The 22202-nt window shown below is 62.4% G+C and carries 23 protein-coding genes and 1 riboswitch; of the genes, 8 read left to right on the forward strand and 15 right to left on the reverse strand.

Annotated features, from left to right (window positions below; translation table 11 throughout):
- Positions 1-231: 231 nt before the first annotated feature.
- The 4 genes from BJP06_RS10135 to BJP06_RS10150 form a co-directional block, all read right to left on the reverse strand.
- Positions 232-738, reverse strand: a complete 507-nt coding sequence (locus BJP06_RS10135; protein WP_071573765.1) for a GNAT family N-acetyltransferase — start codon at positions 736-738, stop codon at positions 232-234.
- Between the two features lie 128 nt (positions 739-866).
- Positions 867-1517 carry a DUF3239 domain-containing protein gene (locus BJP06_RS10140; protein ID WP_071573766.1) on the reverse strand — a complete coding sequence of 217 codons (651 nt, stop codon included), beginning with the start codon at positions 1515-1517 and terminating at the stop codon, positions 867-869.
- A gap of 10 nt (positions 1518-1527) precedes the next feature.
- Positions 1528-3180 carry a DNA repair helicase XPB gene (locus tag BJP06_RS10145; RefSeq protein ID WP_071573767.1) on the reverse strand — a complete coding sequence of 551 codons (1653 nt, stop codon included), beginning with the start codon at positions 3178-3180 and terminating at the stop codon, positions 1528-1530.
- 16 nt (positions 3181-3196) lie between these two features.
- Positions 3197-5272, reverse strand: a complete 2076-nt coding sequence (locus tag BJP06_RS10150; protein ID WP_071573768.1) for a helicase-associated domain-containing protein — start codon at positions 5270-5272, stop codon at positions 3197-3199.
- A 53-nt stretch (positions 5273-5325) separates the two neighbouring features.
- Here BJP06_RS10150 and BJP06_RS10155 point away from each other — a divergent pair, with 53 nt between their 5' ends.
- The gene (locus BJP06_RS10155; protein WP_070362866.1) at positions 5326-5520 is read left to right on the forward strand and encodes a hypothetical protein; all 195 of its coding nucleotides are present in this window, start codon (positions 5326-5328) and stop codon (positions 5518-5520) included.
- Positions 5521-5640: 120 nt separating this feature from the next.
- On the opposite strand, the gene BJP06_RS10160 is transcribed toward BJP06_RS10155, so the two are convergent.
- A complete protein-coding gene (locus BJP06_RS10160; protein WP_071573769.1) occupies positions 5641-6291 on the reverse strand; it encodes a resuscitation-promoting factor Rpf1 domain-containing protein in 651 nt (216 codons plus the stop codon).
- A 9-nt stretch (positions 6292-6300) separates the two neighbouring features.
- Positions 6301-6476, reverse strand: a riboswitch (cyclic di-AMP (ydaO/yuaA leader).
- Positions 6477-6713: 237 nt separating this feature from the next.
- On the opposite strand from BJP06_RS10160, the gene BJP06_RS10165 reads away from it, so the two are divergent.
- Positions 6714-7097, forward strand: coding sequence for a cold-shock protein (locus tag BJP06_RS10165; RefSeq protein WP_070362863.1), 384 nt, complete (start codon positions 6714-6716; stop codon positions 7095-7097).
- Between the two features lie 3 nt (positions 7098-7100).
- On the opposite strand, the gene BJP06_RS10170 is transcribed toward BJP06_RS10165, so the two are convergent.
- Positions 7101-7607 (reverse strand): DUF2771 domain-containing protein, encoded by a 507-nt coding sequence (locus BJP06_RS10170; RefSeq protein ID WP_070362862.1) that lies wholly within the window; start codon positions 7605-7607, stop codon positions 7101-7103.
- 10 nt (positions 7608-7617) lie between these two features.
- Positions 7618-8403: a glutaminyl-peptide cyclotransferase gene (locus BJP06_RS10175; RefSeq protein WP_070363560.1), complete on the reverse strand. Its 786-nt coding sequence runs from the start codon at positions 8401-8403 to the stop codon at positions 7618-7620.
- A gap of 47 nt (positions 8404-8450) precedes the next feature.
- Between BJP06_RS10175 and BJP06_RS10180 the strand changes: the two genes are divergently transcribed.
- On the forward strand, positions 8451-9122 hold the full coding sequence (locus BJP06_RS10180; protein ID WP_369822037.1) for a DUF3027 domain-containing protein: 672 nt from the start codon (positions 8451-8453) through the stop codon (positions 9120-9122).
- 4 nt (positions 9123-9126) lie between these two features.
- Here the strand turns inward: BJP06_RS10180 and BJP06_RS10185 are convergent, their stop codons facing one another.
- Positions 9127-9816, reverse strand: coding sequence for a hypothetical protein (locus BJP06_RS10185; protein ID WP_070362860.1), 690 nt, complete (start codon positions 9814-9816; stop codon positions 9127-9129).
- Between the two features lie 147 nt (positions 9817-9963).
- Between BJP06_RS10185 and BJP06_RS10190 the strand changes: the two genes are divergently transcribed.
- Positions 9964-11421, forward strand: a complete 1458-nt coding sequence (locus tag BJP06_RS10190; protein WP_240492729.1) for an NCS2 family permease — start codon at positions 9964-9966, stop codon at positions 11419-11421.
- Positions 11422-11430: 9 nt separating this feature from the next.
- A complete protein-coding gene (locus BJP06_RS10195) occupies positions 11431-12270 on the forward strand; it encodes an RNA methyltransferase (protein WP_070363559.1) in 840 nt (279 codons plus the stop codon).
- On the opposite strand, the gene BJP06_RS10200 is transcribed toward BJP06_RS10195, so the two are convergent.
- From BJP06_RS10200 to serC, 3 genes are read right to left on the reverse strand one after another with little or no spacing between them, the layout of a single operon-like run.
- Complete coding sequence (locus tag BJP06_RS10200) at positions 12230-13078, reverse strand: hypothetical protein (protein ID WP_071573770.1); 849 nt, start codon at positions 13076-13078, stop codon at positions 12230-12232. The genes BJP06_RS10195 and BJP06_RS10200 overlap by 41 nt on opposite strands.
- Before the next feature lie 9 nt (positions 13079-13087).
- On the reverse strand, positions 13088-14014 hold the full coding sequence (gene sepH, locus BJP06_RS10205; protein WP_070362857.1) for a septation protein SepH: 927 nt from the start codon (positions 14012-14014) through the stop codon (positions 13088-13090).
- A gap of 54 nt (positions 14015-14068) precedes the next feature.
- Entirely contained in the window at positions 14069-15196 is a 1128-nt protein-coding gene (gene serC / locus BJP06_RS10210) for a phosphoserine transaminase (protein ID WP_071573771.1), read from the reverse strand.
- Positions 15197-15465: 269 nt separating this feature from the next.
- Here serC and BJP06_RS10215 point away from each other — a divergent pair, with 269 nt between their 5' ends.
- The 3 genes from BJP06_RS10215 to BJP06_RS10225 all read left to right on the forward strand — a co-directional run bounded on the left by BJP06_RS10215 (position 15466) and on the right by BJP06_RS10225 (position 18066).
- Positions 15466-16761, forward strand: a complete 1296-nt coding sequence (locus tag BJP06_RS10215) for a citrate synthase (protein ID WP_070362855.1) — start codon at positions 15466-15468, stop codon at positions 16759-16761.
- Positions 16762-16860: 99 nt separating this feature from the next.
- Positions 16861-17220 (forward strand): FKBP-type peptidyl-prolyl cis-trans isomerase, encoded by a 360-nt coding sequence (locus BJP06_RS10220; RefSeq protein ID WP_070362854.1) that lies wholly within the window; start codon positions 16861-16863, stop codon positions 17218-17220.
- A gap of 9 nt (positions 17221-17229) precedes the next feature.
- Complete coding sequence (locus BJP06_RS10225) at positions 17230-18066, forward strand: aldo/keto reductase (protein ID WP_071573772.1); 837 nt, start codon at positions 17230-17232, stop codon at positions 18064-18066.
- Positions 18067-18154: 88 nt separating this feature from the next.
- On the opposite strand, the gene BJP06_RS10230 is transcribed toward BJP06_RS10225, so the two are convergent.
- The 4 genes from BJP06_RS10230 to BJP06_RS10245 are packed head-to-tail and all read right to left on the reverse strand — an operon-like array spanning position 18155 to position 22174.
- A complete protein-coding gene (locus tag BJP06_RS10230) occupies positions 18155-18961 on the reverse strand; it encodes a DUF1906 domain-containing protein (RefSeq protein ID WP_071567054.1) in 807 nt (268 codons plus the stop codon).
- Positions 18962-18980: 19 nt separating this feature from the next.
- Positions 18981-20147 (reverse strand): YibE/F family protein, encoded by a 1167-nt coding sequence (locus BJP06_RS10235; protein ID WP_255365842.1) that lies wholly within the window; start codon positions 20145-20147, stop codon positions 18981-18983.
- A 50-nt stretch (positions 20148-20197) separates the two neighbouring features.
- Positions 20198-21688: a gluconokinase gene (locus BJP06_RS10240; RefSeq protein ID WP_071573773.1), complete on the reverse strand. Its 1491-nt coding sequence runs from the start codon at positions 21686-21688 to the stop codon at positions 20198-20200.
- 21 nt (positions 21689-21709) lie between these two features.
- Positions 21710-22174, reverse strand: coding sequence for a YceI family protein (locus BJP06_RS10245; protein WP_071573774.1), 465 nt, complete (start codon positions 22172-22174; stop codon positions 21710-21712).
- Positions 22175-22202 lie beyond the last annotated feature (28 nt).

Genomic DNA, 22202 nt, shown 5'->3' on the forward strand with positions numbered 1-22202 from the left:
TCCGAACCCGGTTAGCTAAGCCCGCCCGCGCTGATGGTACTGCACCTGGGAGGGTGTGGGAGAGTAGGTTACCGCCGGCCTATAACTTCATTTTCTTGTGTGTGGTGGGTGTCACTGTTCCCGTTGTGGGGGTGGTGGTACCCACCACATTTTTTGTGCACCCACAACAAACAAACGGGGATGTATCTAGAGAGACTCGCGTCGAGAACCCCGCCGCGTTGAGCCCAGAATTCAGGAGAGGCGGTAGACTTCGTAATCGTTCGGTACACCCGCACCATGGACGTGGTGGAGTCCGAGCCTCAATGCTAAACCGATCGATGCCTCATTAGTGGGGTCGATGATAGCGATGACTGGAAGCTGCGGGAAACGTTCCTGTGCATTGGCAATCGCCGCAGATGCAGCCTCCTTTGCGTATCCCTGGCCCTGAGATTCAGGGGCGAATCGGTAATAGAGGTTGAGTACCTGTTCACCGGCTTCCTCACTGTGGCGTACTCCAGTAAACCCGATGGTTGTTCCGTCAATCGTGGACACTACGTAGTAGCCAAGACCCTGTTCATCCCAGTTTTCTTGCCATGTGCGCGCCAACTCCTCTGCCTCTTTGCGGTTTTTCATCGCGAGGTCGGGACGGTGTTGATAGGTGCGGGCGTCGGCGTGGATCCTAAAAATGGCGTCTATATCTTGGTCCGTGGGAGGAGTGAGGATAAGGCGAGGGGTGCGAAGGGGAAAAGCATCGTTCATCTTGGAATCTCCGTTCAAAGTGTTAGGCCTCTCAGGCTACCTGGCCTCAATGGCTGAGGCATGGCGCAAGCAATACGCCCCAGGGCTTGAGCATTCCCTGGGGCGTACGCAGAGGCGAGGATGTCGGCCTAAAGAGCTATGAGCTCATTTCTAGACTTCTTGACTAGATCCTCGTCGCGGATAGCTTGCTTGAGGGCGCGCCACTGATCGTCGGGGATGTAGTCCGTGGCTTGTTTGATAACTTCCTCTGAAGGGGTGCCCCACGCGATTGGCATCGGAGTAATCGTTGCCCAGTGTGCCTTGTCGCGGGATGTGCGCTGGCCTCCCACAGCGACGCACGGAACTGCAGCGCCAACCTTAGGAGTGACGCCGGGGATCCGTTGCACCACAGTTGAGGTGAGCGCCCACTCGGCAGGGGACTGCTGGTCAACGGCTGTGTTTACTAACGCGGTGAGGGTAACTGTGGTGCCCTTGTCATCGGTGATGACGGCGGGAGAGAGGGGGTTGGCGTCGTAAATTGCTTGGGTACGTGGAACCGCGCGAGGAATAGCAAGACCGACGATCAGCATGATGGTGCCGAAAAAGATAAGGGAGAGGGATCCGAGTAGGCGCCAGGGGGAGGTCGGGTCGACGAGGAACCAGACTATGACGCCCGCGATGAGGCAGACGACGAACAGAGCGATGCTTGAGGTAACGAGGTTCTTGGTATTTCGAATGAGTTCGTTGTGTTCTTTGGCGTATTCTTCGTCGACGTTGAAGCGGAATGGTTGTTCAGTCATAGGCCACAGTCTATAGGCCGCGTTTGAGGTCTGAGGCATCCATGATGCGATAAGCGTAGCCCTGTTCGGCGAGGAAGCGTTGGCGGTGCATGGCGTACTCGGCGTCCAGGGTGTCTCGTGTGACCACGGTGTAGAACAAGACCTCGCTGCTGTCTGGCTTGGGTCGAAGGAGTCGGCCGAGGCGCTGGGCCTCTTCCTGGCGGGAACCGAAGGTGCCCGACACCTGGATGCCCACCGCTGCTTGGGGTAGGTCAATGGAGAAGTTCGCCACCTTCGATACGACGAGGATGCGGAGCTCGCCCTGGCGGAAGCGCTCGAAGGCTTCTTCGCGGGCTTTGGTGCTGGTGCGGCCGTCGATGAGTGGAGCGTCGATCTGCTGCGCGATGTGGCGCAGGTGGTCGACGTAAGCTCCGATGATGAGCGTCGGTTCGACCTCGTGGCGGGCGAGAATGTCCTTGACCGTCGGGAGTTTGGCTGATGCGGTGGCGGCCAGGCGGTAGCGCTCGCGTGCGGAGGCCGTCGCGTAGCTGCGGCGCTCTTCTTCCGTGAGCGTGGTGCGGACCTCGATGCATTCGGCGGTGGCGATGAAGCCTGCCATTTCGAGTTCTTTCCAGGGGGCGTCGTAACGCTTGGGGCCGATGAGGGAGAAGACGTCGTCCTCGCGGCCGTCCTCGCGGATGAGCGTTGCGGTCAGGCCGAGACGGCGGCGCGACTGGAGGTCGGCCGCCATGCGGAAAACGGGGGCGGGGAGGAGGTGGACTTCGTCGTAGATGATGAGGCCCCAGTCGGTGGTGTCGAAAAGCTCGAGGGCGCGGTATTCGCCCTTTGTCTTCCGGGTGACTACTTGATAGGTCGCGATGGTGACCGGGCGGATCTCCTTCTTTTCGCCGGAGTACTCACCGATTTCTTCCGGGGTGAGCGTGGTGCGGCGCAGCAGCTCATCGCGCCACTGCCGCCCGGCGATAGTGTTGGTTACAAGGATCAGCGTGGTCGTCTCTGCCTGCGCCATCGCGGCGGCGCCAACGATGGTTTTGCCCGCACCGCACGGCAGGACCACCACGCCTGAGCCGCCCTCCCAGAATGCTTGAGCGGCGTACTGCTGGTAGTCGCGAAGCTCCCAACCGTCAAAGTCGAGCGCGATTGGGTGGAATTCGCCGTCGACGTATCCGGCGTGGTCCGCCACCGGCCAGCCAGTCTTGATCAGTTCCTGTTTAATGCGACCGCGTGCGGACGGGTGTACGCCGACCGTGTGCTCATCGAAGCGCTGCCCAAGCAGCGGAATGATGTTCTTGTTGCGCGTGATCTCGTCCAGGATGGCGGGTTCTTCCGCGGTGAGGATGAGCCCGCGCTGGGGTTCGTTGAGCATGGTGACGCGGCCGTAGCGCGCCATGGTTTCGGCGATGTCGATGAGGAGCGACTGGGGGACGGGAAAGCGGGAGTAACGCTCGAGGACGTCGACCGCGGTCTCGGCGTCGAAGCCGGTGGCGCGGGCATTCCAGAGCGCCAGCGGGGTGATTCGGTAGGTGTGGACGTGTTCGGGGGCGCGCTCGAGTTCAGCGAATGGGGAAAGCGCTGCGCGAGCTTTCGCCGCGTCCGGGTGCGCGATTTCAAGCAGTACGGTTTTATCGGACTGCACGATCAGTGGGCCGTCCCCAAACGTCATTGTTGGACCTTTCTTTCTACACCAGCGTCACAGTGGTGACGCGCCGCAGTGGTATGCGGATCACGCGCTGCGTGGCCGTGTCCTGCGCATCAATGACGCCGACACTCACCGTCAACGGGATGACCGTTAGGGTGTGCTGCGCGCCCTGCGAGTCCGCGTACTCAACCTTGACGCGGCGACGGGCGCGGGCTGCTGCACGAAGCATATCAGTCGTTGACGTTTCGCTGACCCCGGAAGGTTGGCTTGTATCCGAGTTGAGGGCCGCAACAATCTTATCGACGTCCTCTTCGCTCAGAGAGGCGGTTCTGGGAAGCGAGGACGGTGTTGCTCGCACCAGTGTTGGTTCCTCCGCAAGCGTGATGGAGGCGCCGTGGTCGTCTTCGGCGGTGGGCTGCAGGCCCGCGGCTTGCAACTCGTGGAGCAAGCGTGGCAGCGGAAGCGGGCTGACGGCGACGGTTGGCGCCAAGATCCGCAGATCGGCGTGCTCAGCCGCCACGGCGAGGAGGGCAGGGTCGGCGCAGCGGATGTAGCTCAGCGCGCTGCCGGCGCGGATTGCGCCGTGGGTGCGGGAGAGATCATCGATAAGGAAGGTGATGGCCTGCGGAACCTCGCCCATGATGTGCTGTTTCAACCATGTGTGCAGTGAGTCGGCGTCGTGCCCACGGTCGAGGGCGCGCTTCAGGGAGGCGTCGCTGATGCGCCACATGCTGGCAAGGCCCGGCGATTCAAGGTCGGCGATATCTTCGACGACGGCGGCGGTCGCCGCATCGAGCGGCCCCGGGGCGAGCAGTGTCATGTCGCCCTGCGCGATGAGTTGCGAGACCTCCGCGGGGACGAGCTGCTTCGTAGCCTCGACGACGTCGCCGTCGTTGAGAAGTGCAAGCAGCGGTGTCGACGGCGAGCTCCCCACGCCGCCAATCGCGCCGACGAATGCGGCTTCGGCGATGGTGGCGTCGATAAGTTGGGGCGAGAAATTCGCTGCCATGAGCGGTACGTGGAACAGTAATCGGGCCTCTTGGTCGGGGCCTGCGTACTCGACGATGCGCCTCCGGGCATGCCTGACGTCGGGGTTGTGGGTGGGCTCGGAAAGGAGGCGGTGCTCCGGCGTCTTGTCGGTGCGCCAGGGCGAGGCGAGCCAGCCGGCGAGGAGGATAGCCCACTGGTCGGCGAGCGTGGCGTCCAACCAGGAAAGAGCGTCGTGGGTGGCCGCGAGTACGTCGGCCTCGTCGGTGCTTCCGCGGCCGAGAAGGCCGGCGGATTCGCCCGTGGTAATGAGGAGCGCAGGATCGAAACCGAGGGCCTGCGTTAACCCCGCATGTGCGCGGACTCCCAGGGAGCCGTCCTTGTTCAGTGCGACCGGGGACTCAAGTAACAGGAGCAGTAGCTGGCGGAGCTTGCGCACCGCGTCGAGGCCCGCGCCAGTCGCGTTGCGGTCGATCGTCGGCTGATCTGGATCGTTGACGGCAGGGGCGTGCTCGGGGAACTCGCGCGGTGGCAGGCCACGGAGGACGTCGCGGACGGGGCGAGGTAGGCGGACCGTTGTGGCGTCGACGCGGATGAGCAGCCCTTTCGCAATGAGTGTTGCAACTGGCGTCGTGGGATCCGCGTCCGCCGCGGCGGCCCTCGTCGTGCCGATGGAACCTGACGCCGCTAGCGTATCCAGCACTGAGCGCTCGCGGGCGCTGAGTCCTTCCAGCAGCCCGTCGAGGTTCGGTGGGGCCTGGTCCCCGAGGCGCCACCCCGACGGCAGCGCGGAAAGTGCCCCTGGTGCGACCTGTACAGCAGTATCCGGGCCATAGATGAGCGCCATCGCACGGAGACGCTCGACGGCCCCGGGAACACGCGCTGCGGGGACATTGTTGGTGTCGACGGGAGAGAGTTCGGCGCCGACGTCCCCGAGCGCTTCCAGAAGCCGCAACTCGGCAGCGTTGAGACGGCGTAACGCTCGTGCTGCAGACCCAGCCAGCGACAGCCGCGTCCCCAGCGAACCCCAGGATGGCGGGGTGGGGTAAAAGGCGTCTGGCCTGAGATAAATGAGCTCCCGGAGTTGTTCGGGGCGCATCGTGCGGAGCGCTTCCTGGAACGTAGTCATAGCGTTGGCTAGTGTACGTGCGATTTTTGCCAAGGCGTGAAAGAATAGTACGCATGGCTAAAGACGTAGAGAAGATCGGTCGCGCGAACCCGGCGTGGCCCACCAACACCCCTGGTAATGGTTCGCCTGTCACCGAGCTGTCCTCGCAGCTTACCGGTGCATCTAGCCCGTTTGGGGACGAGCTCGTGCTCCCACTCCCAGCGGAAGAAATCGGGTACGTCCACCCAACGACGCGAATCAACCGCTAAGCGTTCAACCTTTCGGCCAGCCCTGAAAGAGTGGGCTGGCCAGTCCCTATGCCCCTTTCATAAAGCAAAACAAACGTGCCCGCCACAAGCTTTCTGTGGCGGGCACGTTCTATTGAGTGCTTAGCGGTTCAGCAGTGCTGCGCCGATAGCGGCGAGATCGCCCGAGCGAACAGCGTTGATCAGTGCAGCGTTCTGGCTGTAGAACGCATCGTAGTTCGCGCGGTTCGCAGCGTAGGACTGCTGGATGTGCGCCGGAATCGCGAAACCATAGTTGCTCAGGGAGCTGCCGAGCTGACGGTACAGGGCGTCAACTGGGTTCTCTGCCTGGCGCTGGGCTGCGTCCGGGGATGCAACGGCAGCGCGTGCAGGAGCAGGTGCCGGTGCGGCAGCCTGTGCGTCGCGATTTGTCGCAGCGGAGTTCAGTCCAAGGCGAGCGGAGCATGCTGGCCATGCGCCCCAACCCTGCTGTGCCAGGGTGCGCTCTGCAACGATGATCTGCTGCTCACGGGTTGCCAGGTTCGCGGTTGGAGCGAACTGGCCGCCACCGAATGCCTGCCAGGTGGACGCGGAGAACTGCAGGCCGCCGTGGTAGCCGTTGCCGGTGTTGATTGCCCAGTTGCCGCCGGACTCGCACTGTGCGAGACGGTCCCAGTCGGAGTCAGGCGCTGCCGTGGCTTCTGGGGCCATCAGTCCAGCGAACGCCGCGGTTGCAGCTGCGCCGGCGAGTGCCTTCTTGGTCAGGGAAGTGGTCTGCTTGGAATGGCGTCCCATGAAAATACGATGTCCTCTCTTGTTGTCGCTTGCGAAGTAAGCTGTCGGGTTCGGGCTGAGGTGCCCGGTTGCAGTAGCAACTTCACCCCAAGGAATCTCCGGGAGGGAGTTTCCGAAGGTTGGGTCCTCCGCTTCTGTTGTTTGTGTAATTGTGCGAGGCGAACAGAACTCAGCGTGCCTCGTTTTCTTGCTGCGGGACAGCCTAACGCTTTATAACGATTTAGTCACGCTCCGGGCACTTTTTGGGGTCGGTGTCGCGGACGCGGGGAGACTGGTAGGGCCGTTTGGCCTGTTCATGAGCAAAATTGGCGCGAGTGTGATTTGTGGCACTTTCTTTCGTGTTGGGGCTCGAACGGGCGATACGACTATGATGGATAGCCACTGCTGAGTCTGCATAGAGAACAGAGAAGGAACGAAGACTAATGCCAATTGGAAAGGTGAAGTGGTTCGACGCCGACAAGGGCTTCGGCTTCGCATCCAACCCTGGAGACGACGACGTATTTATTTCTAAGTCGGTGCTCCCGGATGGTGTGGATGAGCTTGTGCCTGGACAGCGCATCGAGTTCGACTTTGCCGCAGGCCGAAAGGGCCCGCAGGCGCTGCGCGTCGCCATCTTGGAGACGCCGAAGCGTCGCCCCGTGCACCGTAGGAAGCCAGAAGAACTCGGAAGCATGCTTGCCGATGTGATGACGCTCATCGAGTCCGACGTGCAACCGGCGTTGACGGCTGGGCGCTACCCTGAACGCAAAGAGGCTCGACAGGTTGCGGGCATCCTGCGCGCAGTGGCGAAGGAGCTTGACGCCTAAGCGTTATTCAAACGCGACCGACCATGTGGCGACCACCGGGATTTCTTCCCCGTGGTCGTCATTTTTTACGGCCAGCGTCGAGACTTCAGCAACGAGGAGTTTTGCCCCGCCTTCTTTGACGGCAGGAGCGGTCTCTTCGGTGGTCTCGCCAGCCTGGTGGAGGCGCTCTTCGTTGGCGGAGGGGTCGTCGTAAATGAGGAGGAGGCGCCAGCTGCCCGCAGCGATATCTGGGTCGATGCGGAATGTGAGTTCGTCGGAGCCATCACGTGTGAGTGCCGGTGGCTCACCGCCGTCACATTGCTCATCGAGGGGGCAGAGCGTGTAAGGGGCGATCTCGTGCTCGCCGTCGGATGCAGTGACGTGAATCCGAAGGTCTTCTACGGGAAGACCTGGCTGCGAGCGCTGCCAGTTCATGAACGCGTACACCCCAGCGAGCAGGATAGCGACGGCGAGAACTGTCGCACCGAGTTGGAGTGCAAGGCGAGAGGAAGCACGGCGGGAAGCAGTCATGAGCGAAATTCTACTGGGACGGGACCAGCCGGACGCGGTAGAGGTCAGGCCAACGCTTGCCGGTGAGGTAAAACTCGTCGGTGCCAGGGATATGCGCGATCCCGTTGAGCACATTGTTTATGTCTTCGTCGGCGTTGTTGGGAAGAGACGACGCATCGATCCTGGCCGTGACGTGGCCGGAGGTGGCGTCGATACGCACGATGTCGGTGGTTGTGAAGATGTTTGCGTAGACGTCGTCGCCGACGCACTCCAACTCGTTGAGACCCTCGACGGGTTTGCCTTGGTCGGTGACTTCGAACCGCGCAAGCTCGGCGAGCGTGTCCGGGTCCATGCGGCGCAGCTCGGCGGAACCGTCGGAGAAAATAAGTGCATCATCGGTGGCGCACAGCCCCCACCCTTCGCCGTCGTAGTGGGCGGTATCGACAGTTGCTAGGGACGCTGCATCGCGGCGAAACGCGGTGCCCTCCTGCCACGTCAGCTGCCAAACCGAATCTCCGACGCGGGTCATGCCTTCGCCGAAGAACACGTCCGGCAAGGCAACCTCGCCCAACACGTCGCCTTCTGTCGTGAGCCGATACATGCCGGACGCTCCATATTGGCCGGTACTGACGAGGAGCGTGCCGTCCTCATCGACTTCGAGGCCCTGGGTGAACAGGGCAGGGTCGTAGTCGTAGCGTTGTACGATTTCGGGTTTCAGCTGCTCCACCTCGGTGGCAGCTTCATCGCAACCACTCACGGTGAGCAGCACCAAAGGACACATCAGGATGGACCAAAACCGTCGGGAGTGAACACGCATACGTCCATCATGCAGCATTTCCCCAGAAATGGGCCATAATGGAGAGCGTGTCTCAGAACAAGAACTCTTCACCACTGCTGAGCGACAAAGCAATTGAGGTCGCGCGAGAGGCCATCCTCGAGATCGCGGAAGGCGAGGTCGGCGCGCACATCGGTGTCGCTGGGCTCTCGAGCAACGTGGCCACGCACCGCTTCGAAGCGAGCGTGCCTGGCTACAACGGGTGGGAATGGAACGCGGTCGTCGCGTGTGCCACGGGCTCAACATGGGTGACCGTCAACGAGGTCGCGCTCATGCCGGCTCGCGACGCGCTGCAGGCGCCGGACTGGGTGCCGTACTCCGAGCGTCTTCGCCCCGGCGACCTCGGCCCCGGCGACATCATGGAGCCAGCGCCTGACGACGAGCGCCTGACCACAGACTCCTTTGCAAAGGATGCAGTGACGTTCCCAGGCAGGGAAACTGACCACTACCTCACGCAAGAAGGCCTCAATGCGGCGAAGACGCGGTGGCGGAAGGGCAAGTTTGGCCCTAATTCTGCGTTCGCCGAGCAGGCAACGCTGCACTGCCGGACCTGCGCGTTCTACATTCCAATGGAGCACCCAGTGGGGGAGAACTTCGGAGTGTGCACCAACGAATACTCAGCTGATGGCCGCATCGTCGCTGCATCCTACGGCTGCGGTGCCCACGCAGATACCAAGGCGCCGCGCCACGACGGGAAGTAACCCGCTAGAGCAGTGATGCCCGCAGCCGCCGGGTTTCATTGATCTCGCGGTGCGTCGGCAGTAAACCGCGCGAAATCATTCGGGGGCCAGGCTTGGGTGTGCCATACTCCTGCCATTGCTCGACAAGCCGGGCACCCTGCACAGCATCGACGGCCCACGTCTCCTGGTGCATCAGATCGAAGCGTGAGAAGCCGTCGTGCGCCTCATGCGTTTCGACGCCCGCCTCCTCCAACACACGCACAACCCCCTCCAGCGCGTATGACCCCGCGGTAGCAGGGTGCCCGGAGAAGACCGCCTGCGTGGCGCTTGGAAATGTGATCAGTGGTTGGAGGAGTGCGGAGATGATGCGGCCGCTGGCGTCGGCAAGCAATCCGTCGTTGGTGCCCAGCGTTGCCGATGCGTGCAACTGCCACCCGAGGTCCGGCCCGTGCCTGTTCGGCTGCGCGCGCTGATCCCGGATTGGCTCCGCGAACATGGTGATCTCCGTGGAGGGCGCAGGCGCCGGGCGAAGCGTCAAGGACACATGGTCTCCCCTGACGTGGACGACTGCTTTGCGAGGGCCCATAACCTGGCTGACCGTAACGCGGAGGCGTTCAAACTCCGAGTGCGAGATGCCGCAGCCGCGAAGCTTCGAAGTGAGCAGATCCGCATCTGCAACCATGCCTTGCGAAATGACAAAGCTGAATACATCCACTTTGGGCTCCAAGTCGAAATTATTAGGAAGTGTGTGCACTAAGGTAAAAGTCTATTGCAGGCTTTTGGCAGATAGATTTCAGCCGATGCATGCAACAACTTTGCTCTCTTTCATAACTTCCTCAACGAACTAAAGGGGATCTTCGCAGTGAGTATTCCAAGCGAATCTTCAACGAAGCAGCCCGCTAGCGGGCTTGATAAATTCTTCCATATCAGTGAGCGAGGCTCGAGCGTCGGCCGCGAAATCCGCGCCGGTATCGTGACCTTCTTTGCGATGGCGTACATCGTGCTCCTGAATCCTCTGATCCTGGGCACGAGCCCCGACCGCGAAGGTGTCGTGCTTGGTATCCCGCAGGTAGCTGCGGTGACGGCCCTTGCCGCCGGTGTGATGTGTATCTTGTTCGGCGTTATTGCTAAATACCCGTTTGGTATCGCTGCGGGCCTTGGCCTGAACACACTCGTTGCAGTGACACTCGTTGGGCAACAGGGCCTGACCTGGCCAGAGGCCATGGGCCTCATCGTGATTGACGGTATTATCATCTGCATTCTTGCGATTTCCGGGTTCCGTACCGCCGTCTTTGAGGCCATCCCGAACTCGATGAAGGTGGCAATGAGTGTCGGCATCGGCATGTTCATCGCGATGATCGGCCTGGTGGACGCCGGGTTCGTGCGCCGCATTCCTGACGAGGCACACACCACTGTCCCGGTGCAGCTGGGCTTCGGTGGTTCGATCGCCTCGTGGCCGACGGCTGTGTTTGTCATCGGCCTGCTCATCTGTGGCTTCATGGTGATCCGGAACATTCCGGGTGGGCTGTTCATCGGCATCGTCGCGACGACGATCATCTCGATGATTGTGGAGTCCTTCGTCGGTGCAGGCTCGTCCGCTGAGAATGACCACGGCTGGTCGCTCGCGGTCCCTGCGCTTCCGGATTCCTTGGGTGGCATCCCGGATCTGTCCCTCGTGGGCAAAATCGACATGGTTGGTGCCTTCGTTGAGGTCGGTGTCGTCGCCGCCAGCCTCCTGGTCTTCACCCTCGTGTTGGCGAACTTCTTCGACGCAATGGGCACCATGACGGCGCTCGGCCGCCAGGCCGGCCTGACCGACGAGAACGACAACCTGCCAGGCATGAAGAAAGCCCTCGTTGTTGAAGGCTTCGGCGCAGTAGTCGGTGGCGCGTTCTCTGGTTCCTCGAACACGGTGTTCGTGGACTCGTCCGCCGGCATTGCTGACGGCGCCCGCACCGGCCTCGCAAACGTGGTCACCGGCATCCTGTTCCTGCTGGCGATGTTCCTCACCCCGCTGTACGAAATCGTCCCAATCGAGGCCGCCGCACCGGTCCTCGTCGTGGTTGGCGCGCTGATGATGATGCAGGTCAGCAACATCGACTGGACCCGTTTCGACGTTGCCTTCCCGGCCTTCTTAACCATCATCATGATGCCGCTGACCTACTCGATTGCCAACGGCATCGGCGTCGGCTTCATCGCGTTTACCGTGATGGCGCTCTTCGCTGGCAAGCGCAAGGACATTCACTGGATCATGTGGCTGATTTCTGCGCTGTTCCTGATCTATTTCGCACAAGGACCGTTGATGTCGCTAATCTCGTAAAGCGTGAGCATAGTTATCGACGACCCCTCCGACCCCCGGCTTGACGATATCCGCGACCTGAAGCACTCAGACCGCGAGAAAGGCCTGGTGTTTGCGGAGGGGCCTCTTGTTGCGGGACGCCTTGTGGAGTCCCGCTTTCCTGTCCGCGCGGTGTTCGGCTTCGGTGGCCGCCTCCAATCTTTTTTGGAGCAGTACGGCGAGCGCCTCGAAGCGGAAGGAATACCGGTCTACGAGATCAGCCGCGCAGTGATGGGGGAGGTCGCCGGCTACGACATGCACCGTGGGCTGTTAGTCTCCGCGGATAAACCCGAACCGCTGAGCGTCGAAGACGTCGTGGCAGATGCCCGCACCCTGGTAATTCTTGAGGGAGTAGGGGACCACGAGAACATCGGCTCCATCTTCCGCAACGCCGCCGGCATGGGCGTTGATGGCGTGCTGTTCGGTGCCGCCACCGCCGACCCGCTCTACCGGCGCAGCGTCCGCGTATCGATGGGCCATGTGCTTCGCACCCCGTTTGCGCACTTTGGCGGCACCCCAACCACGTGGCAGCGCGAGCTCGCACAGCTGCAGGAACAGGGCTGGTGGCTGGTGTCACTGACCCCTGCGGACGATGCCGTGTACCTCTCAGAGGCATTTAACGATCACGAGAAGGTGGCATTTCTCGTCGGTGGGGAAGGCCCTGGGCTCACGCAGCACGCAATGCGCGCGACCGATGTGCGCGCGAAAATCCCCATGGCGCCCGGAACGGATTCACTCAACGTGGCCACGGCTGCGGCGATTGCGTTCTACGAGCGCCAGCGTGACCTCATCAGCCGCGGTCTGCGTGGCGGATTTTCTCCGCAATCGTAGCCTTTAGGTCGCGGGCGCGGCGACGTAGCCCGCGGCCAACGCGCTTTGCTGCTGCGACGGAGGCGTCGGCAAGCTCGGAAAACTCGTCACGCTCTGCCTCTTCGTCGTGCTGCTCGTAGTCGTCGTACGTGTTGGTCTGCTCGGCGAACTTCGCCGCCACCTCGTTGACAGTCTTGGTGCGTGGGGCAGGAGCCTCGACTTTCGGCTCCGGGCGGCCATCCACCGCGTAGCCGATGATGTGCACATCCGGACCGTCCTCGCCGACCTCGATACCCAACCACGCGCGCTCAGCCTCGCGCATCAGCGCTGGCGGCTCGAACGGTAGCGAAATGCCGCCGAGCTGGGGTGCGGTTTCCCCGGCCCAGTACGGGGCCTCGAACGGGTCCGGCAAGCCGACGTCCTCGAAGACGTGGTCGCGGGTGGCAGAGAACGCGCGGCGCAGCGTCTCACCCTGGTAGTGGGCGATCGCCGCGTAGTCCGAATCGGTGCCTTCTGCGTAGACGTAGGTGTCAGCGCTAGGCAGTGCGGTGCGCAGCGCCTTGGCGGTTTCGCTGATGCGCTCCGCGTCCCTGACAAAGAAACGGACAACCGCAACTCCCGGGTACCCCGCGATGTAATACTCGTCCACACCAGGAACCGAGGAACGATTCAGCGGGAACTGGCCAATCGGGGTAATAGGCCACGCCGGGTTAACCTGTGCGAGCAGCTTTCGGCCGAACCCACGGTCCGCCTTCGGCTCGCCCGCGAGCACCTCCTCCGGGTGTGCGACGTTGACAAACCAGCAGGTAACCACGGCGTTATGAGACATAGCGGGGCCCTACTTTCGCGGCCGCTTCGTGTTTGTTCGGACCCCCAACAGGACATCTTCCCAGTGCGGAGTTACAGCTTTTCGACGCCTCTTCTGCGGCTGCGGTGCCTCATCCGGGTGCTGCAAGAAGTCACCGGTCGCGATTGCATCCTCGTCCGAAGCAGCGGGGGCATCGGTGGCGTCTTCGCCCTCATCGACGTCTTGATCGATAGCCGTGAGTGAACGAACTGGCTGCACAAAATCCGGGTCTGTGAGGTCTGCAGCGATGGAGTTTCGCGCCTCCGTCGTCGGTGCGGAACCCATCTGGCGGTGGAAGGACCACAAGGCCTCGTTTTCGCTTAAGCCTGCCTGCCACCGGACATGCACCACCCAGTCATCGCCGGGCTCACGGGTTGCGTCCCAGGTGGCGTCGCTAAGCGAATGCCCGCGGGCAGCGAATGCGGTGGCGAGGATTTCGAACAGCGTCAGCTTCGCTGGGCCGTCCTCGCGCATCGGGTGCGACTGCTTTGCGGCCTCGGCAACCTGCGAGCGCTCCAGGAGCACCGGGTGGGCGTACGGGTCGATCCGGCTTTCAGCCACCCCCATCTCCTCAGCCAACTCGGACGGCTGGGTGCCGGAGCGGATGCGCGCCTGGATCTGGTTCGGGCGCATCGAAAGCGGGGTGGAGTACAGCGGGTCCGGTTCCGGCAGGCTGCGGGGCTTCTCCTCGGAGGCTGTCTCCGCTGCGTCCTCGGAGTGCTCGTCACCGAGTGCATTGTCAGCGTCAGCGGATGGTTCCTGCGCGTCCGGTGCAACCTCAAGCTCAGGCTTGATGGATTCCTCCTCAGCCACGGCCTGCATCTCGGAACGCGCGAGCTGGTAACGGATGCCCTCGTCATCTCGGAGGACGAAGAACGTCTCCGTGGACTCCTCATCCATGAGGTACAACTCGCGCATGTGGCTCCTTTCCGCTGACAAATACCTCCACCAGCTTAGCCCATTTGTTCTGGACTACTTCTGGCCCACGCCCTGTTCGATCAGATAGTCAATAGACTTGGTCAGATGCTTGACGTCCTCGGACTTGATTGCAGGGAACAGACCGATGCGCAACTGGTTGCGGCCAAGCTTGCGGTACGGCTCCGTATCCAGGTAACCATTCTGGCGAAGCGCCTTAGCCAGCTCAGCTGCGTCGATGCGCTCGTCGAAATCGATCGTACCGACGACCTTGGAACGGGCAGCAGGGTCCTCGACGAACGGCGTTGCAAACTCGTGGTTGTCAGCCCACTTGTACAGCAGGGAGGACGAAGCCGTCGTGCGAGCAACCATCGCATCCAACCCGCCGAGCTCGTTCATCCAACGAACCTGCTCCGCCAGCATCAACAGAGGGCTGATTGCCGGAGTGTTGTACGTCTGGTTCTTCCGTGAGTTATCGACGGCCGTCTGCAAGTTCAGGAACGCGGGGATGAAGCGGCCAGACGCCTGGATCTTTTCAATGCGCTCCAGGGCGGCTGGGCTCATCACGGCGAACCACATGCCGCCGTCAGAAGCGAAGCACTTCTGTGGCGAGAAGTAGTAGACGTCCGCCTCGTGCACATTGACGGGGAGGCCGCCGGCGCCGGAGGTGGCGTCGATAACTACGAGTGCATCGGTGTCCGGGCGGCGAACAGGGACCATCGCGCCGGTGGAAGTCTCGTTGTGTGCCCACGCAACGACGTCGGCGTCGGCGCCGTCGAGCTCGTGCGGCGAAGGTGCGGTGCCGGGTGAGGAGTCCACGATCTGCGGATCAGCCAGCCATGGAGCGGCGGCCGAGGCCTTCGCAAACTTTCCAGAAAACTCACCGAACGTCAGGTGTGCAGACTTCGTCTCGATGAGGCCGAAGGTAGCGGCGTCCCAAAAGGCGGTCGCGCCTCCGAGCGAAAACACGATTTCGTAGCCTTCCGGAAGGCTGAAGAAGTCGTGCAAACCTTGGCGGACCTCACCCACAAGATTCTTCACAGCTGGCTGGCGGTGAGAGGTACCAATGATGTCCGCGCCCTTCGCGATAGCCTCGAGCTGCTCCGGGCGAACCTTTGAAGGGCCGCAGCCAAAACGCCCATCGCTAGGAAGCAGAGCTGGGGGAAGAACCGGAAATGTTTGCATGGCAGCCTTTCCTGTAACAGGGGGTAGAGAAACTTGACGACGCCACTCGCGTCTCACTGCATCTTATTACCCAACGACGCGCCCGGGGCGCCTTTCGCCAGCTCTTTTCCGGATACTTGAAAATCGAACAAATGGGGGTGTGGTGGTCAATAGATTTATTGAGTTGTGTCGGGCGAGTCACATTTTTTGCTAGCATTGCGGGAGTAAATTGCAACCTCCTTGCATCCCGCAAGGAATAGGGTTTCCGAAACTTCTGAGAAAGGTTTGCTATGGCTTCTGAAGGTCAAGACAAAGCTGTACTTCACTACCCAGGTGGCGAATTCGAAATGGACATCAAGTCCGCCACCGAGGGCAACGACGGAGTGGTGCTAGGCAACCTCCTCGGGGAGACTGGGCTTGTCACCTTCGATCCGGGCTACGTGTCCACTGGCTCGACCGAGTCGAAGATCACCTACATCGATGGCGCCAATGGCATTCTGCGTTACCGCGGCTACGACATCGCTGAACTGGCGCAGAATGCAACGTTCAACGAGGTGTCGTATCTCCTCATCAATGGCGAGCTTCCAACGACGGATGAGTACAAGAAGTTCAACTCCGAGATTCGTCACCACACGCTTCTCGACGAAGACTTCAAGGCCGCGTTCAACGTCTTCCCGCGCAACGCACACCCAATGGCGGTGCTGGCGTCGTCCGTGAACATTCTTTCTGCTTACTACCAGGACCAGCTGGATCCGCTCGACGAGGAGCAGCTGGACAAGGCAACCGTTCGCCTGATGGCGAAGGTGCCGATGCTGGCGGCGTACGCATACCGTGCATCCCGCGGTAAGCCGTACATGTACCCAGACAACTCGCTGAACGCACGCGAGAACTTCCTCCGCATGATGTTCGGCTACCCAACCGAGCCGTACGAGGTTGACCCGATCCTGGTGAAGGCTCTGGACAAGCTGCTGATTCTGCACGCAGACCACGAGCAGAACTGCTCCACCTCCACGGTCCGCATGATTGCTTCCGCGCAGGCGAACATGTTCGTCTCCATTGCAGGCGGCATCAACGCGCTGGCAGGCCCGCTGCACGGTGGTGCAAACCAGGCTGTGCTCGAGATGCTCGAGGACATTAAGGACAACCACGGCGGCGACGCCACCGACTTCATGAACCGCGTGAAGAACAAGGAAAAGGGCGTCCGCCTAATGGGCTTCGGCCACCGCGTGTACAAGAACTACGACCCACGCGCAGCGATCGTCAAGGAGACCGCACACGAGGTGCTGGAGCACCTCGGTGGCGACGAGCTCCTGGACCTGGCGATGAAGCTCGAGGAGATCGCGCTGAAGGACGACTACTTCATCTCGCGCAAGCTCTACCCGAACGTAGACTTCTACACCGGTCTGATCTACCGCGCGATGGGCTTCCCGACGGACTTCTTCACCGTGCTCTTCGCCATCGGCCGTCTCCCGGGCTGGATCGCACAGTACCGCGAGCAGCTGGCGATGAACTCCAAGATCAACCGTCCACGCCAGATCTACACCGGCTACACGAAGCGCGACTTTGTGCCGCGTGACCAGCGATAATCTCTAGCGTTCACCGCCGGGTACGTATCTTCCTTTATACTTTGGGGATATGTACCCGGCGGTTTCGCCATGAATGAACGACGCAAGGAGTATTCACGTATGGAAAAGCCCACGATTGAGGTACCTGAAGCACCTGCCCCAACGGACCTTGTCATCGAGGATCTCGTAGTCGGCGACGGAGCCGAAGCTGTAGCAGGCGGTTATGTGCAGGTGCACTACCTGGGTGTTGACTATGCAACCGGTGAAGAGTTCGACTCTTCGTGGGACCGCGGCGAGGCCGCGGAGTTCCCGTTGGCTGGCCTCATCGCGGGTTGGCAAGAGGGCATCCCGGGGATGAAGGTTGGCGGTCGCCGCAAGCTGACGATTCCGCCGGAGAAGGCGTACGGCCCTGCTGGTGGCGGCCACCCGCTCTCCGGCCTGACGCTGGTGTTCATTATCGACCTGCTTGACGCGCGCTAAGGATTCGATATGCGCATTCCAGTGACAACACTCAACGACGGTTATGATTTTCCGCTGCTAGGTCTGGGCACTTACAAGCTGCAAGGTGAAGACTGCGTCAACATCGTGCGGCGAGCTATTGAGTTGGGCTACCGCCACATCGACACTGCCTCCTTTTACGGCAATGAGGAGCAGGTTGGTCGCGCGGTCGCCGACGCGATTGCGGCCGGTGATGTGACTCGCGAAGAGCTATTCATCACCTCGAAGCTATGGAACGATGACCAGACTCGTGCAGCGGAAGCCTACGAGGAGTCGCTGCAGCGGATGGGGCTCGAGTTTATCGATCTCTTCCTCGTGCACTGGCCGTGGCCGCAGCACGGGACCTTCGTGCAAGCGTACGAATCTTTGGTGCAGCTGCAGGGCATGGGCCGGTTGCAGTCGGTAGGCGTGGCGAACTTCTATGAAGAGGTGCTCGATGAGATCATCGCGCACACCGGCGTCGCGCCAGTGCTCAACCAGGTGGAGCTGCACGCAGGGTTTACTCAGCAGGAGCTGCGCACCTATCACCAGGAAAAGGGGATTGTCACCGAGGCGTGGGCGCCGCTCGCGCGAGGCGCGAACCTTGACGATCCGGTGTTTACTCGCCTCGCCGAGAAGCACGGCCGGACCCCGGCGCAGATTGCGCTCGCGTACGTGATGAGCCTGGGATGCTCGGTTGTGCCGAAGACGGCGAATCCAGTTCGCCTCGAGGAGAATCTCGGGGCGGTCGAGGTCGAGCTTTCGCAGGAAGATATCGCAGCGCTCGACGCGTTGAGCGGCGAGCGGATGTCGAATGACCCGCGCGAGTTCCCGGGAGACCCTAGCTAGCACAAACGCAAAGACCCCGGTGCGGCGAGCCTTTACGCTCTGTGTACCGGGGTTTTGCCATGTCCTGGTGACGCTACTTTGCGTGACGCTACTTCGGCAGCAGCGCGCGCCAATCAAAGCGTGATGAAAGCTGGGAGCTGCCCAGGTCGCCAAGGGTGAAGCCGGGGCCGCGTCGCCCAGGGGTCCACTGGCCCCAATCGGCGCTGTAGACGTTGTTGATGTCCACCGTGACGCCGTCGATCACTCCGGTCCACTTTGCTTTCTGGTGGATGTTTGCGCGCGGGTGCAGTTTGCCGCCGGAGCCCCAGTCGTGCTGCCAGAAGAACGAGCCGATGCCGTCTTCGATGCACCACTGGATCACGTTGATGTTTCCGTACACACCGGTCTGGTAGCCACCAAGCGCCAGTGCCGCGGAGAACGCCCGGAGGTAGGGGCGGATCTGGTTCAGGTACTGGGAACGCGAGGGGTTGTCGTCGATCGCGATGTAGATCGGGCGGCCGGTTGGGCCGCCGGCGGAGGCGTGGAGGCGCATCGCCTCCGGTGCGTGGCGGGCGGCAGCAGCGGCGCCGCCGAGCCAGTCGGCGGTCTCGGCACGGCCGAACTGGTAGACGGACGCCGTGGCGAGGTCGTTCGCGGCGAAGTCCTGTGTTTCGCCCAGCGTGACGGGCTTGCCCAGCATCCAGTTCGCGCCGGGGCGGCGCTCCGACACGTAGCGGACAGCGCCGAGGTGCCCGGCGGCCTTTACTGCGCGGCCGGACGGAACCCCGCCCGCGTAGTCGATCACAGTGCCGAGGACGCGGCCCTGGGCGTGGGCTTGCGCGGTGAAGCCAAGGGTTGCGCTCGCAAGTGCGAGTGCGGTGGTTTGAAGGAAGCGGCGTCGATTAAAAGTAGTCACACCCGTAACTCTAGCAACATTACTGTTGGGGTTGGGGAGCTCGGATTGTCCACGCGGCAATCGCCGTGGTGATCGGCACTGCCAGGACCAACGCGATCGCGCCGATACTCGAGCGCATGATCTCGGTGGCCACCACGTCGGAGGTGAGCACCTGGGTCAGCGGCCGGTCGGCGACCTGGAGCAGCATCGACAGGGGGAGGGCAGCGCCCATGTACGCCAGGACCAGGGTGTAGACCATCGACGCAATGTGGTCGTGGCCGACCTTCATAGCGGAGGCGAACACGGCGCGGGGCCGCGCGTCGGGCGAAGTCTCGTAGAGCTCCTGCACCGTTGAAGCCTGCGCAATGGTGACGTCGGTGAGCACGCCGAGGGCACCGATGATGAATCCGGCGAGCATGATGCCTGGCACTTGCACCTGGGGGAGGTACATGTGGATGAGGAGGTTGTTTTCGTCGGCAAGGCCGCGCAGCTGCGTCGTATCGATGGCGAGGCGCGCGGCGAGCGCCGCGAGCCCCAGCGCGGTCAGGGTGCCAGCCAGGGCTGACGCGGATTTCCAATTCCTGCCGTGCACAACAAAGATGACAGGGAAGAGCACCGCGGCCCCCGTGACCAGCGAAAGTCCGACCGGACTGTAGCCGAGCAGCAGTCCGGGAACCAGGAAGCCGAAGATGACAAGCAACGTATACAGTAGGCCGAAAATCGCGCGCACCCCACGCCATGCCCCAACCACAACGACGACCAGCAGCGTGAGCGCGAGCCACAGCCCAAGCGGTATCGAGCGATCCATGTCAAGGAAGGAGTACGAAGTCTCGGGGTTGCGGTGCACCGAGAGCACCACACGGTCACCGACCGAAAGCTCCGGGGTACCCGGCTGCTGCGCTGTCTCGATCGTGGTGGTGCCTCCGGACTTGAGCTCGACGCGCAGGAAGTCGCACTCAGGGTGGTTCGGCGTTGCGACGCCACCACAGGGAGCGACCGAGTGCTCAATGACGGTGGCCTTGACGGTTTCCGCCGTCGACGTCTGGGTCTGCTCAAACCCGGGCAGGACCTCTGGCTGCTTGCCGCCCGGCCACAGTAGGGCGAAGCCCACTACCGTGGCGATGCCCGCAATCGCGAGGAACGCTACTAGCGCGCCGCGTGCCGTGCGCAGCGGGGATGGCGATGACTGGGTTGCGTGGCGTGCCAACGAAGCTCCCTTGTGAGAACAGTACTGAGACAATCAGACTGATTGTAGAGCTACTGTACAACTAACGTGCGGTACGCAGCCTCGAAGCGGTCGCGGAGCTCCCTGAAGTACTCGGCGTGTGCATCCACGTTGCGGTGCCCTTGGCCGAATGGGGGCGTTGCCCGCTGTGCCTCAGGGGCGATGGCGTCGAGAGCGATGAGCACGGTACCGCGCAGGGTGGCGCGCTTCATCTCCAGGGGGACGACGTCGCAACCAAGCGCATCGGCGAGCACCGACAGCCACGCCGGGTGGTCGGCCGTGACGCGCCCGGAGGCGACCACGCGCTCGGGGAGTGCGCCTGCCTCCTTGAGCTGCTCGTAGACGCGAAGATACGACATCGCGATGCCTTCAAACACGCCCCGCCACAAATTGGCCGGTGTAGTTGCCGCGGTGATGCCCAAGAGCTGCGCTTGCGCGCTCGCGGCCCAGCCGGTGGAGCGCTCGCCGGTAAAGAACGGCAGCACTAGCGGGGCGCGCCCTGGCCCGGAGGAAAGCACCGCGGCGATCTCATCCGGGGCCACCGGCTGGATGGTTTCCTCGAGCCAGGTGACGGCACGCCCGACGTCGTTGAGCGCGCCGCCCAAGATGGCCTTGTCTCGTGCGATGCGGTAGCACCACAGTCCCTCTGGGATGCGAGCTGGCACCTCCGGGAGGATGACGCGCATCGCGCCGGAGGTCGCCGCGGCTACCGCGATAGTGTCGGGGCCGGTCGCGCCGGGGCCGACATTGGACGGCCAGCCGTCGGGGATGCAGTGGAACCACGCAACCCCATTGAGCGCGGGCCACGCGGTGTCATCCGGGTAGTCGGGTTCGTCGGGGAAGCGCAGCGGCTGGATCATGTCGTGCGGGATGTCGATGGCGTCGAGAATCTCGGTGTCGAGCTTCCCCGTGTGCGCATTGGTGACGCCCGACCACGCCGCGGTAGAGACGGCCAGGCCATGGATGCCCGCGAGCTTGTGGTACACGTACTCGCCGATCGCCATGACCGTGGCTGCGCGCGCAAACTCGGGCAGCTGCTCCTTTGCCCAGGCGAGGCGCGCCGGGTGGTAACTCGTGTGGAGGCGCACGCCGGTGCGCTGGTGGTACTCGGCCTCGTCGATTGTGTTGCGGAGCCGTTCGACGTAGTCGCGGGATTGTGAGTCCGCGTAGGTGTACAGCGGGGTCAGGGCGTCGCCGTGGGCGTCGACAAGGAGGAGGCTCGAGGCGAACGAGTCCATGCAGACGGCCTCAATGCGCAGGTCATGCGCTGCGGCGAACGCGACGGTGTCGTCGATAACCTTGCGGACCTCGGCGACGACCTGGTCGGCGTCGATGGTGCTCGCGCCGTCAGCGGTGGTAGTAAACGCGTGCGCAACGCGCTGCTTCGCGCCCTTGACGGGGCGGCCGGTGGCGTCGTAAAGGCCGCCGCGGCTCGCGGTAGAGCCGACGTCGATGCCGAGGACGTACGGCCCGCGGGAGTCCTGTACGGGGACCGACATGGTTGGGATCTTCGAAGCACTCATGCCTCGATGGTACGGCAGAGACTAGGCGCTCTGCTTGATCGCGGAGCCCTCAATTTCAATGGCGACCTTCTCACTCACGAGCATGCCGCCCGAGTTGAGCGGGGCCTGGAAATCGATGCCGAAGGTCTCAACCTCGAACGTGACTGGTTTCGTGGTGCCCTTGATGGTGAGGTCGCCCGTGGCGGTGCCGTTGCCGGCATTATCTACGTTGAATGCCGTGGAGGTAAACGTCATTTCCGGGTGCTTCTCCACATCGAAGAAGTCCTCGCCGCGCACGTGTGCGTCGCGGTCCTCGTTTCGGGTATCGACGCTCGCGGTTCGGACGGTGCCCTGTGCCGTGCTTGCTGCCAGATCGTCGGTGAGCGTGATGGTGGCGTCGTGGTCGGTAAACTCGCCGCGGACCTTCGTCACCATCGCGTGGCGGACGGTGAAGCCGATGGAGGAGTGTGCCGGGTCGAGCTTGTATGTACCGGTGAGCTGAGACATGATTCCTACTTTCGTTGACGTGTCATCA

Source organism: Corynebacterium sp. NML120713 (genome assembly GCF_001875735.1).
GTDB lineage: Bacteria > Actinomycetota > Actinomycetes > Mycobacteriales > Mycobacteriaceae > Corynebacterium > Corynebacterium pseudogenitalium.

Excerpts from the sequence above, each read along its gene's own strand:
- BJP06_RS10135 (WP_071573765.1), bottom strand. The coding sequence starts at position 738 with ATGAACGATGCTTTTCCCCTTCGCACCCCTCGCCTTATCCTCACTCCT.
- BJP06_RS10140 (WP_071573766.1), bottom strand. The coding sequence starts at position 1,517 with ATGACTGAACAACCATTCCGCTTCAACGTCGACGAAGAATACGCCAAA.
- BJP06_RS10145 (WP_071573767.1), bottom strand. The coding sequence starts at position 3,180 with ATGACGTTTGGGGACGGCCCACTGATCGTGCAGTCCGATAAAACCGTA.
- BJP06_RS10150 (WP_071573768.1), bottom strand. The coding sequence starts at position 5,272 with ATGACTACGTTCCAGGAAGCGCTCCGCACGATGCGCCCCGAACAACTC.
- BJP06_RS10155 (WP_070362866.1), top strand. The coding sequence starts at position 5,326 with ATGGCTAAAGACGTAGAGAAGATCGGTCGCGCGAACCCGGCGTGGCCC.
- BJP06_RS10160 (WP_071573769.1), bottom strand. The coding sequence starts at position 6,291 with ATGGGACGCCATTCCAAGCAGACCACTTCCCTGACCAAGAAGGCACTC.
- BJP06_RS10165 (WP_070362863.1), top strand. The coding sequence starts at position 6,714 with ATGCCAATTGGAAAGGTGAAGTGGTTCGACGCCGACAAGGGCTTCGGC.
- BJP06_RS10170 (WP_070362862.1), bottom strand. The coding sequence starts at position 7,607 with ATGACTGCTTCCCGCCGTGCTTCCTCTCGCCTTGCACTCCAACTCGGT.
- BJP06_RS10175 (WP_070363560.1), bottom strand. The coding sequence starts at position 8,403 with ATGCGTGTTCACTCCCGACGGTTTTGGTCCATCCTGATGTGTCCTTTG.
- BJP06_RS10200 (WP_071573770.1), bottom strand. The coding sequence starts at position 13,078 with ATGTCTCATAACGCCGTGGTTACCTGCTGGTTTGTCAACGTCGCACAC.
- sepH (WP_070362857.1), bottom strand. The coding sequence starts at position 14,014 with ATGCGCGAGTTGTACCTCATGGATGAGGAGTCCACGGAGACGTTCTTC.
- serC (WP_071573771.1), bottom strand. The coding sequence starts at position 15,196 with ATGCAAACATTTCCGGTTCTTCCCCCAGCTCTGCTTCCTAGCGATGGG.
- BJP06_RS10215 (WP_070362855.1), top strand. The coding sequence starts at position 15,466 with ATGGCTTCTGAAGGTCAAGACAAAGCTGTACTTCACTACCCAGGTGGC.
- BJP06_RS10220 (WP_070362854.1), top strand. The coding sequence starts at position 16,861 with ATGGAAAAGCCCACGATTGAGGTACCTGAAGCACCTGCCCCAACGGAC.
- BJP06_RS10225 (WP_071573772.1), top strand. The coding sequence starts at position 17,230 with ATGCGCATTCCAGTGACAACACTCAACGACGGTTATGATTTTCCGCTG.
- BJP06_RS10240 (WP_071573773.1), bottom strand. The coding sequence starts at position 21,688 with ATGAGTGCTTCGAAGATCCCAACCATGTCGGTCCCCGTACAGGACTCC.
- BJP06_RS10245 (WP_071573774.1), bottom strand. The coding sequence starts at position 22,174 with ATGTCTCAGCTCACCGGTACATACAAGCTCGACCCGGCACACTCCTCC.